This is a genomic window from Salinisphaera sp. SWV1 (assembly GCF_052044155.1).
In the GTDB taxonomy this organism is placed as follows: Bacteria; Pseudomonadota; Gammaproteobacteria; order Nevskiales; family Salinisphaeraceae; genus Salinisphaera.
Genome location: NZ_JBQDYE010000066.1, coordinates 1 through 10,647, shown reverse-complemented (window position 1 = coordinate 10,647; position 10,647 = coordinate 1). Strand labels below are relative to the sequence as shown.

13 protein-coding genes and 1 pseudogene are annotated in these 10,647 nt (G+C 57.0%); 11 read left to right on the top strand and 3 right to left on the bottom strand.

Translation table 11 applies throughout. The features are described 5' to 3' along the window. The 8 genes and pseudogenes from ACS8YF_RS18925 to ACS8YF_RS18890 all read left to right on the top strand — a co-directional run. The coding region (locus ACS8YF_RS18925; RefSeq protein ID WP_440851666.1) for a 2-oxo acid dehydrogenase subunit E2 at positions 1–213 on the top strand (213 nt) is incomplete at its 5' end. A gap of 187 nt (positions 214–400) precedes the next feature. Continuing rightward, a complete protein-coding gene (lpdA, locus tag ACS8YF_RS18920) occupies positions 401–2,557 on the top strand; it encodes a dihydrolipoyl dehydrogenase (RefSeq protein WP_440851665.1) in 2,157 nt (718 codons plus the stop codon). 109 nt (positions 2,558–2,666) lie between these two features. Beyond that, positions 2,667–2,948 carry a type II toxin-antitoxin system RelE/ParE family toxin gene (locus ACS8YF_RS18915; RefSeq protein WP_440851664.1) on the top strand — a complete coding sequence of 94 codons (282 nt, stop codon included), beginning with the start codon at positions 2,667–2,669 and terminating at the stop codon, positions 2,946–2,948. A gap of 9 nt (positions 2,949–2,957) precedes the next feature. After that, the gene (locus ACS8YF_RS18910; RefSeq protein ID WP_440851663.1) at positions 2,958–3,218 is read left to right on the top strand and encodes a HigA family addiction module antitoxin; all 261 of its coding nucleotides are present in this window, start codon (positions 2,958–2,960) and stop codon (positions 3,216–3,218) included. A gap of 40 nt (positions 3,219–3,258) precedes the next feature. Beyond that, positions 3,259–3,459 (top strand): annotated as a pseudogene (locus ACS8YF_RS18905) (dihydrolipoyl dehydrogenase); the annotation flags it as partial. A 152-nt stretch (positions 3,460–3,611) separates the two neighbouring features. Further along, positions 3,612–3,827, top strand: a complete 216-nt coding sequence (locus tag ACS8YF_RS18900) for an addiction module protein (RefSeq protein ID WP_440851662.1) — start codon at positions 3,612–3,614, stop codon at positions 3,825–3,827. 2 nt (positions 3,828–3,829) lie between these two features. Then, complete coding sequence (locus tag ACS8YF_RS18895; RefSeq protein ID WP_440851661.1) at positions 3,830–4,120, top strand: type II toxin-antitoxin system RelE/ParE family toxin; 291 nt, start codon at positions 3,830–3,832, stop codon at positions 4,118–4,120. Positions 4,121–4,373: 253 nt separating this feature from the next. Then, positions 4,374–4,664 (top strand): hypothetical protein, encoded by a 291-nt coding sequence (locus ACS8YF_RS18890; RefSeq protein ID WP_440851660.1) that lies wholly within the window; start codon positions 4,374–4,376, stop codon positions 4,662–4,664. 9 nt (positions 4,665–4,673) lie between these two features. Here ACS8YF_RS18890 and ACS8YF_RS18885 read toward each other — a convergent pair whose 3' ends face one another. The 3 genes from ACS8YF_RS18885 to ACS8YF_RS18875 all read right to left on the bottom strand — a co-directional run bounded on the left by ACS8YF_RS18885 (position 4,674) and on the right by ACS8YF_RS18875 (position 7,562). Further along, positions 4,674–5,546: a DMT family transporter gene (locus ACS8YF_RS18885; RefSeq protein ID WP_440851667.1), complete on the bottom strand. Its 873-nt coding sequence runs from the start codon at positions 5,544–5,546 to the stop codon at positions 4,674–4,676. 73 nt (positions 5,547–5,619) lie between these two features. Then, positions 5,620–6,375, bottom strand: coding sequence for a 2OG-Fe dioxygenase family protein (locus tag ACS8YF_RS18880; RefSeq protein WP_440851659.1), 756 nt, complete (start codon positions 6,373–6,375; stop codon positions 5,620–5,622). Continuing rightward, complete coding sequence (locus ACS8YF_RS18875) at positions 6,372–7,562, bottom strand: argininosuccinate synthase-related protein (protein WP_440851658.1); 1,191 nt, start codon at positions 7,560–7,562, stop codon at positions 6,372–6,374. The genes ACS8YF_RS18880 and ACS8YF_RS18875 overlap by 4 nt, the downstream gene beginning before the upstream one ends. Before the next feature lie 125 nt (positions 7,563–7,687). Here ACS8YF_RS18875 and ACS8YF_RS18870 point away from each other — a divergent pair, with 125 nt between their 5' ends. The 3 genes from ACS8YF_RS18870 (at position 7,688) to ACS8YF_RS18860 (ending at position 10,449) form a co-directional block, all read left to right on the top strand. Further along, entirely contained in the window at positions 7,688–8,614 is a 927-nt protein-coding gene (locus ACS8YF_RS18870) for a LysR family transcriptional regulator (RefSeq protein ID WP_440851657.1), read from the top strand. 355 nt (positions 8,615–8,969) lie between these two features. Continuing rightward, positions 8,970–9,749: a trans-aconitate 2-methyltransferase gene (gene tam / locus ACS8YF_RS18865; protein WP_440851656.1), complete on the top strand. Its 780-nt coding sequence runs from the start codon at positions 8,970–8,972 to the stop codon at positions 9,747–9,749. Positions 9,750–9,981: 232 nt separating this feature from the next. Beyond that, positions 9,982–10,449, top strand: a complete 468-nt coding sequence (locus ACS8YF_RS18860) for a gamma-glutamylcyclotransferase (RefSeq protein WP_440851655.1) — start codon at positions 9,982–9,984, stop codon at positions 10,447–10,449. Positions 10,450–10,647: the final 198 nt, after the last annotated feature.

The window sequence follows — 10,647 nt, the reverse complement described above, 5'->3', positions numbered from 1 at the left end:
TTCACGCCGATCGTCAACTCGCCCGAGGTCGGCATTCTGGGCGTGTCCAAGCACAGCTGGCAGCCGGTCTGGAACGGCTCGGAGTTCGAACCCCGGCTGATCCTGCCGCTGTCGTTCTCCTACGATCACCGCGTGATCGACGGGGCCAAGGCGGCGCGGATCACCGGGTTCATCAGCGAGAAGCTGTCGGATCTGAGAACGTTGTTGTTATAGGGCCGCGGCCGGTTCGTCGCAATCCGGCGTTGCGGCTCACTCGGGTAGCGTGGCTACACCGCGATCGCCGCGCCTTGGCTTGCAACGAACTGACTCGCGCCGGGTCGGCCGGATCTTCGTACGATTCCGGTCGGCCCGATTACCAGAACGCAAGGATCGGCTCGTAGTCGGTCGAAGGTGCTAAACCATGGCGCAGGAAATCAAAGTCCCGGACATTGGTGATTTCGACGAGGTCGAGATCATCGAACTGCTTGTCGCCGAAGGCGATACGGTCGAGAAGGAACAGCCGCTCATCACGCTGGAGTCCGACAAGGCCACGCTGGAAGTGCCCTCCACCGCCGCCGGCCGGATCACGAGCCTGAAAGTCGCCGAGGGCGACAAGGTCTCCGAAGGCGACGTGATCGCCACCGTCGAGGCCGAGGACGAATCCGGCGATGACGATGGCGACGAAGAGCCGGCCGGCGACACCGCCGAAGCCGACAAGCAGTCTGACGAACCCCGTGGCGCCGACGAGCCTTCCGAAGAAGCCGACGACAGCGACGGTGACGAAGCTGACGACAGCGGTAGCGGCGAAACCGTCGAGGTGAAGGTGCCGGACATCGGCGACTTCGATTCCGTCGAAGTCATCGAAGTGCTGGTGGCCGAGGGCGACACGGTCGAAAAGGAACAGCCCCTGATCACGCTGGAATCCGACAAGGCCACGCTCGAAGTGCCCTCCACCGTCGCCGGCACCATCCGCGAACTGAAGGTCAAAGAAGGCAGCACCGTATCCGAAGGCGACCTGATCGCTCTGGTGGCCTCTGCAAGCGGTGGCGGCAAGCCGGCCAAGAGCGAATCCAAATCCGGCGGCGACAGCGCCAAGGCCTCGTCCGGGAGCGCGCCGAAGTCCGAGCCCAAGGCCACCACGCCCGCCAGCGACCCAAAAAACGACAAGCACAACTACGATTGCGACGTGCTCGTGCTGGGCTCCGGCCCCGGCGGCTACACGGCCGCCTTCCGTGCCGCCGACATGGGCCTGAACGTCACCCTGGTCGAGCGCCACAGCGTGCTTGGCGGTGTGTGCCTGAACGTCGGCTGCATTCCGTCCAAGGCCCTGCTGCACTCGGCCAAGGTGATTGAAGACGCGGCCAACATGGCCAGCCACGGTGTCACCTTCGGCAAGCCCGAGATCGATCTCGCCAAGCTGCTGGACTACAAGCAGTCCGTCATCGACCAGCTCACCGGCGGCCTGAAATCCATGGCCGCCAAGCGCAAGGTGAACGTCGTCAACGGCACCGGCACCTTCGCCGATGAGCATACGCTCAAGATCGACGGCAACGACGAGGTCAGCCAGCTCACCTTCAACAAGGCGATCATCGCGGTCGGTTCCGAGCCGGTCATGCTGCCCGGCTGGCCCGAAGACGAACGCATCTGGACCTCCGAAGAAGCGCTCTCGCCCGACGAAATTCCCGGCTCCCTGCTGGTCGTCGGCGGCGGCATCATCGGCTGCGAGATCGCCAACGTCTATGCCGCCCACGGCACCGAGGTCGATGTGGTCGAGATGACCGACAGCCTCATCCCGGGCGCCGACAAGGACCTCATCAAACCGCTCACCAAGCGCATGAACAAGCGCTGCGGCAACATCTGGGTGTCGACCAAGGTCACCGGCCTCAAGGCCAACAAGAAAGCGCTCAAGGCAACCTTCGAAGGCAAGGACGCGCCCGAATCCAAGAACTACGACCGCGTGCTGGTCGCCGTCGGCCGCAAACCCAACGGCCACAAGATCGGCGCCGAGAACGCCGGCCTCGAAGTCAACGAGCGCGGTTTCATCCCGGTCGACAAACAGTGCCGCACCAACGTCGCGCACATCTTCGCCATCGGCGACGTCTCCGGCGAACCCCAGCTCGCCCACCGCGCGACCCACCAGGGCAAGGTTGCGGCTGAATGCTGCGCCGGCGAAAAAGCGGCGTTCGACGCCAAGTGCATCCCCTCGGTCGTCTACACCGATCCGGAAGTCGCCTGGACCGGCGTCACCGAAACCCAGGCCAAGAAGGAAGGCATCGAATACACCAAGAGCGCCTTCCCCTGGGCCGCCAACGGCCGCGCCATCGGCCTGGACGCCACCGACGGCAGCACCAAGCTGCTGTTCGGCGCCGACGGCCGCATCATCGGCGCCGGTGCCGTGGGCTCGGGCGCCGGCGACCTGATCGCCGAGACCTGTCTGGCGATCGAAATGGGCGCCGACGCCCACGACATCGGGCTCACGATCCACCCGCACCCGACACTCGCCGAAACGGTCGGCATGGCCGCCGAGGCCGAGGCGGGCACGCTGACGGATCTGTATATTCCGAAGAAGAAAAAGTAGCGGCGCTGCTTTTCGGGCAAGACTCAAGGCCGGCTTTTGCCGGCCTTTTTTGTCGGCAGAAGGCACCATAACGCGTTGCGTTACATAACGCGGCGCGTTATGTTTAGCCATGATCCGCAGTTTCCGAGATCGAGAGGCAGAGCGTATCTGGCGCGGGCGGGCTTCAAGGAAGTTACCGGCCGATATCCAGAACGTGGCTCGGCGCAAACTTCGTATGCTGGATAACGCGGCGACGCTGGATGATCTGCGTGTGCCGCCGGCGAACCGGCTCGAAGCACTCAAAGGCAAACGCTCCGGCCAACACAGTATCCGAATCAATCAGCAATGGCGGCTTTGCTTTATCTGGAACGACGGACAGATTGATGACGTGGAAATCGTCGATTACCACTGAGGTGTTGTCATGACCGAATTAGCGAACATCCATCCCGGCGAAGTCCTGCTGGAAGAATTTCTCAAGCCGATGCAGCTAAGCCAGACACGGCTGGCCAATGCGATCGGCGTACCGCCCCGCCGTATCAACGAGATAGTGCTGGGAAAACGGGCGGTCAGTGCCGATACTGCCGTGAGGCTGGCGAGGTATTTCGGTACAAGTGAGAAATTCTGGATGGGGTTGCAGGCTGATTACGATCTGGAGGAAGTGCATCGGCATCATGCGGCATGATCTCGTTGACGATTAATCGTGGTCTGTCCCTTATTATTGCATCATCGGCGCCGGTGCCGTGGGCTCGGGCGCCGGCGACCTGATCGCCGAGACCTGTCTGGCGATCGAAATGGGCGCCGACGCCCACGACATCGGGCTCACGATCCACCCGCACCCGACACTCGCCGAAACGGTCGGCATGGCCGCCGAGGCCGAGGCGGGGACGCTGACGGATCTGTATATTCCGAAGAAGAAAAAGTAGCGGCGCCTGCTTTTCGCGTAAGACTAAAGGCCGGCACTTTGCCGGCCTTTTTTTGGGAACTCGCCAGCGTGCGGTTTCAAATCGGTTCGTGAATTTACTCACATCACTTACGGTTCTATTCTTTTCGCAACCCATCGAGCTCATCGAACGCCATGGCCACGAACACCGACAAGCTACTGGAAGACGCGCTCAGCCTATCGGCGAATGAGCGAGCGGCGTTGGTGGAAGAACTGATCGCCAGTCTCGATCGACCCGATCGGGACGTCGACGCCCTATGGGCGAAAGAAGCCGAGGCACGTATCGACGCCGTCGACCGGGGTGAAATGAAGTCGACCCCGGCATCGCAGGTGTTCGCTAAATACGGTTAGCCTTGGATATCCGCTTTTACGAGGCCGCAGAAGCAGAGCTCGACGAAGCGATTGCGTACTACGAGCACCAGCTCCCGGGTCTCGGCGCACGCTATCGGCTCGCTATCCAGGCAGCCCTGCAACGAATCGCAAAGTTTCCTGAGGCCTACCCGCCGTTCAGCCGACGAACGCGGCGCTGCCTCGTCAACGGGTTTCCGTACGGTGTGATCTATCGGATAGAAGAAAGCACGATCAGCGTCGTGGCGATTGCGCACTTGCATCGGCGCCCAAGCTACTGGACTAGCCCGACTTAGCTGGCGACGGACATCGAAAAATCTGAGCCCATAAGCCCGCGAGCCATCCGCCCCCGACACCGGCCGAAGCGGCCGGCATGGCGCGCGACGCTGACGGATCTGTATCTTCCGAAGAAGAAAAGTAGCGGCGCTACGTTTCGCGTCAGAACAAACGCCGGCTTTTTGCCGGCCTTTTTTAAGAGCGATCAGCCTTCGAGTTGCCATGGCCAATGCTGCGCGCTAATGTGGATCTGAACATTTGTGGGAATGCGGCATGAGTAGACTAAGCATCGACATACCGGATGAACTACATCGCGCAATCAAGTCCGAAGCATCCCTCAGAGGCCTGAGTCTTCGGGACTATGTGCTTCGACGGCTTAACACCTCGAACCCGGCCGAGCCGGACTCATCAAAACGGCGATTCAGCGATTCCGGCCTGGTCGGTATTTGGACGGATCGCGATGACATGAAAGACCCTGATACCTGGGTTCAGGAGCAGCGGCGCGGACGTACCTTCGCACATGGCCAATCCGGCGAAGATGCTGACCCCGAAGCCTCAGCTTGACCTCGATTCTCACCTGGTTTTGAGAACACTCGCCACGCACGTAGCGCCTACAATCAAGGTTCCGCCAATCCAGCCCGTAAAAGAAACTGATTCCCCTAACCAGATGACTGCGAACAAGCCTCCAAAAGCCGGCTCACTGCCCATCAGCAATGAAACTCTTGTCGGATTCGTACGGGAAGCGGCAAAATTCTGCGCAAAAAAAGCGAATATCGTACAGAAAAGCACGAGATATCCTATCTCCATCCAAAATTTAATGGACTCGTTTGATATATTAACGATGGTTTGGGATAGCGTATCGCCACCGACGGCAGGACCTACGCACAGCAGAACAATACTGCCTAGAGCGATAACACCGGCCTGAATCACAGTCAGCGTGAGTGCCGGCAGAACATGATCAGCGGCTAACCGTCTCGTTAGACATACCATCACAGCGCGCAGCACAGCTGCCAACAGCATGAGCCCATCGCCCCAACCGAATGAAAAATTTGACTTCGAATTAAAAGAGAGGAGAGCTGCCCCAAGAATAGAGAGGGCGACTGTCACTATAATCGACTTTGCAATTGGCTTGTTAAATAATATTCGCTCGACCAGTGGCGTGAATCCAACGCACAAACTGATCAGGAACGCAGCATTCGCTGCCGAAGTTAGTGTGACGCCAAATGTTTCGCACAGGAAAACAGCAAATAGGTTAATCCCTAAGGAGCAGCCTATCAGCAATTTACGACGCCATTGCGCTCCGAAAAGCGGCCCCAACGCCGGCAAAAGAATCAAAAACGTCAGACCGAATCTAAGGACCAGAAAACCGAGCACGGGTAGCTCATATGTTGCCAGCTTGGTAGCCGAGTAGCTACTGCCCCAAGTTGCGGCTACTACAAGTAGCATGCACTCGGGAACTCCCACGCTTATCCAACTGATAGATTGACGCGGTGAAAATGTCTTTGATTGAACTGCGGTTTCAGCTCGCTGTGACATCATCTACTCTTTCGAACGCTACGATCAATACGTCCCTGTAGGCTTCGGCGTCAGAATCGACTGGTGTTACTGGCGTTACGGAGTGCATAGTTCGGCGGTCGTCAGCGATGACGATATCCATCGGGTTCGACAATGCACCCTGCCATAAAACGTCGTGCTGGGAGTCAGTTACCGACGTTTCACCGCCTGTGATATTCAGACGTTTGACCAACATCATGGCGATATAATCGACACCATCACGATGCAGGCCTTCAGGGGTAGGCAACCCGGCGTTTTGCTCTCGTGAGAGAATGCGGTAGGGGTGAAGTTTGATATTCCACTGACACACTTGCATCTCAATCGTATCGACCACATCAGCGATACTTCCAAGCAGATTTTGCAAAATGCAATGATCCCGAAAACCAGGCTCTAAAGGATCAAAATTCCGTTTTACGCCGCCATTCAAAGGATTGACGTCGAGCGGTTGTTCGTAAGCTTTATTTGGCAAATGGTGTAGTGAGTCGGGGCGCCTCAGCGAAAATTCACCATATCGGCGCGTACGGTAGGTGCCGCCATCGGCCATATGGCGATCTAAGGTGAGGGAATGCCAGTAGTTTCTAAAACTCGCCAATTGTTCCCCATTCGAGGATAGCCAAGATTCCGTTTGCTCGCCGGGCATAAATATAAAGCCTCGGTCACGTACATTAGAGACCACTGAACGTTCAATGGATTCTTTTACGTGGTTCGCAGGCATATTCATGCGACAATCCTTTCAACGACAGGAATGAGTGTTCCGATTTGTTGGCGACCGGCTTGCTGCGCGACAGTAAATTCCCAAGCGTCTCGATCGGTCAAATACAAGGGGCAATCCGCTTTGATCGCATACGCTTCAGCTATGCCGGGCCTAAGACGATAAGAGACGCTTCCTGTCACTCGCTTGGCTACGCACAGCATGAAACTATCGAGCGCCTCTCGAAGCGCTCCAAACCATCTTCCTTCAATCGCCTCACGTACCCAAAGCTGTTCGAGATTGATTTTCTCGCGGAGAAATTCCGCATCCAGAACTGCAGTCTCCAGATGGCGTGCTGCGTTCATCAATAGTGTTGCTGCTGGCGCCTCACGTACTTCCAGAACTTTTTCACCGAACTCGAGGTGCTCTAGTCCGCAATAGCGGCCAATGCCAAAGCTGCCGGCATCATAATTTAGTCGATCTATAAGGGCTTTGAGTGGAATCGACTGGCCATCGAGTGAGATAGGAACGCCGGCTTGAAAACCGATGGTGATTTCGCGGCATGCGGCGTGTGTTTCGCTCCCGGCAGTCCAAGTAAATAGCTCTTTTGGAACTGCGAAAGACTCAGGATTGTCTAGTGCGCCGGATTCGAATTCATGACACCAAAGATTTGCATCGCCGCTGATTTCACGTCGATAAAATCTTTCCAGTCCTTTAGCTGTTAACTCACTTATTTTCTTTTTTCTAGAGATCGAAGATAGCTCGTACGGTGTCCCGTACCAGCCTCTAAATCCCAGTTGCTGGATTGCACCGTTCAGCCGACGTAAGCTATTTTCGGATTGGTTCGCGGTGTGAATTATCACATCGCAGTCTAATTTTTTAGCAAGCCGCACTGCGGTTCGAGCAAGAATCGGCCGCGAGAGTGATGAGCTGATTGGATATATGCCCATATATTTTGCTTGCGCCCTTATCGCTGGAAGTACAGCGTCGGCGGTGAATTCCTCTTGGCAGTCGATCACCTCCAAATTCGCCCCAAAATGATCTGTAATAGAGCGTAGATCGTCATAAGCTTTACCTTCTCCGACATTTACTGAAAGAGCAGTAATTTCACAGTCGAGAGAGGAAAGAGCGTCAAGAACGTATGTACTATCCAGCCCTCCGCTGACGAGCGTCAGAACATGCCGCGACTTTTTAGCTACGTTGATAAGATCGTCCAAGCTTCGAATGCGATTTCGTGTCATAAATAAACTGACGCCTTATGCAGAATGAGCGTTAGGTACCTCCATTCTGGACAAATAACTGTTTTATACTAGTTGTGTTCGTGGACTAGGAGTTTTGCCCTGTGGGAACAAATGATTTTCTCGAAGTATTACCTGAGATGGTGGCGTTTCTTCGAGTGGCCGAATTGGGAAGCTTTTCGGCAGCGGCACGTCAGCTCGGTATGACGCCGTCGGCCGTGAGTCGCCGGGTTAAACGTCTAGAGCGAGTATTGAGGGTTCAATTGATGTTCCGCACCACTCGGCAACTGCGACTGACTGAACCAGGACTGGAGGCGTTTGCACGCTGCAGTGATTTGGTCCGGGCAGCACAGGAGACAATGCAGGTCGCGGACCAATACGCTAGTTCACCCCGAGGTACGGTTCGGATCAGCGCGCCAAAAGCCTTTGCACGTCACGTGTTGCATCCGGTGATCAGCAAATTCTTGGAAGAATTCCCGGAGATCGATATCCAGTTGCTTGTTGTCGACCGAGATGTAGACCCTATCCGTGATGGGATTGATCTTGTAATTCGGCTCACCCACGAACCGCCTCTCGGCCTTGCGGCTCGGCGCCTGATGCCGGTCCAACCAATTTTATGTGCGACTTCTCACTATTTAAATAAAACGCCGAAAATTGAACATCCTCACGACCTCGTGAATCATAGTTGTCTCTACCTGGGGGAGAAAGAGCGCGATAACCGATGGTTCTTCAAGCGAGGTAAAGAGACAGCGGAAGTAGTCGTCCACGGCCGATATGTTGCCAACCATAGCGAATTGCGCTTGGGCGGTGTTTTGGCGGATCTCGGTATTGGGTGTATCCCCCACTTTGTGGCCCATGAAACGTTAGCCAGTGGCGCTGCTGAGCGAGTACTAGCGGATTGGGATTTCCAAGCAGCTTATGCTGGTCATGCTTATATACTTTATCCGCAAACGCGCTTTTCGATTCCGAAGATGCGAGCAGTCATCGACTATCTGGTAGAACACATAGACGCGAGTTGGCAGCGGTTTTAGGGTCAGGTCTTGCCTTTTGCGTCGACGCCGTAACAGTAGAGGCAGACCGCGACTTTGCAGGCGGCTGTCCGGTCGGGTCTTGGATCGTGCATGAATGGCCTTCCGATTTCTTTGACACTCCTGGGTCTGATTTCGCCTCGTGCGTGCTATGGGCGCAGTAAAGCGTTTTGGTTTTCGAGTTGTGGATGTTTCGCATCTAGAAGATCTGGATCGACGCGACGTTGGCATGGCAAGCGGGTAAGATTCGATTTGCATTCGGGCCGAGCATCTCCGATGATTTTTAGTGCTACGATCGTCGTGGTTTCGTTGACGCGACCCAGGTCGTGCCGATGACGATTTACGGTGGGTGTCTAACGTGAGCTGGTCCGCGCATCAGTATTCGCAGTTCGAAACAGACCGGAATCGGCCGGTCGTCGATCTGTTGTCGCACTTGCCGGAGGCCGGTGTTAACCGGGCGGTCGATATTGGCTGTGGCTCCGGCAATTCGACGGTGTTGCTTCGACAGCGATATCCGCAGGCGTCGATCTACGGTATCGACAGTTCGGCCGATATGATCGCGGCCGCACGAAGGCGGTTGCCGGCTATCGATTTCCAGGCGATCGATATCGATGAGTGGACGCCCGACGTACCGCCCGATTTGATACTGGCCAACGCCGTGTTGCAGTGGCTACCCGATCACGAGCGGCTGTTTCCGCGTCTGCTCGGCCAATTGGCAGGGGGCGGGCGCCTCGCGGTGCAGATGCCGGACAATCTCGATGAACCGGCCCATGTCCTGATGCGTGAGGTGGCCAGCTGGCCCCGATGGGCCGGCGTGTTCGACGACGTCGGCACCTTGCGTGCGCCGCGTCATGATGCGGCTTGGTACGTGCAGCGCCTGGATGCCCACGCCGGGCTCGTCGACGTATGGTGTACGACGTACTATCATCGGCTTGCCGCGGGCATCGATGGGGTAGTCGAGTGGTTCAAGGGTTCGGCGCTGCGCCCGTATCTCGATCGACTGTCGGCTGCGGACGAGCCGGCTTTCCTGGCGGCGTATCGAGAGGCGCTCGACGGCGCTTATCCGATCCTGGCCGATGGCGCCGTGCTGTTGCCGTTCCCTCGGCTGTTCATTTTAGCGACCGCCGAAACCGATTGAGCGCAAGCGAACTGCCGGCGAAGTCATGGCTGATGGATCACCTCGTGTGAACATTTTTGGACAGACCACGGTTTCCGCTCTGAGTCAGAACAGCCTGCCAGGGCGATCGATGTAAGCGCCCGTCTTTTGCCTGGCGCGGTTCGCTGAGCGGGCAATATGGACCGTGCCGTTTTTGCATTGGTTTGCCTCACGCTTTTGGTCAGCCGCGCCCGGTCGGCGTAATAATGACGGCATGACACGATCCGACCCATGTAATCGTCCGCTGCCCAACGGGATTACCCGCGAGGTGCTTGAACGGGATGAATTACGCCAAGCGCTGGCCACGGCGCATCCGGACGTCGCGATGATCAGCGACGATAAGATGCAGGGCTCGATTCGCGCGATGCTGGCGCAGCGCCCGCCGGCCGCCGATCTCGATGCGGGTGTATGGGTCTTCGGCTATGGCTCGCTGCTTTGGAATCCGTGCGTGCCGGTCGCCGAATGGCTCGATGTGCTGCTTTATGGTTTTCATCGCGATTTCCGCATCCGGCTGACGCATGGTCGCGGCTCGGCTGAAGCGCCGGGGTTGATGCTCGGCCTGGTGCCGGGCGGCTCCTGCCGCGCGGGCTTCGGGGTCAGGTCTTGTGTTGTGCGCTCAACAGAAGACCTGACCCGCATCGCTGCGTTGGTTTTGGTCTTGCGTTCACGATACAAGACCTGACCCTAGGCTCGAGAGCACCATCAGTGGATAGAGGGCAAGGCTCGCAAAGCCGGCCAAAACTAAAACAACGCGCAAGTATCTAAGGCGCTGCTGAAATAGAAGCCAAATTATGTCCCGAGACTCGTCTGCCGTAGGTTCGGATTCGGGCCTTGGTCAATTTCTGTCCAATTTTCGGGCTTGTAGGGTGCAAATCCCGAC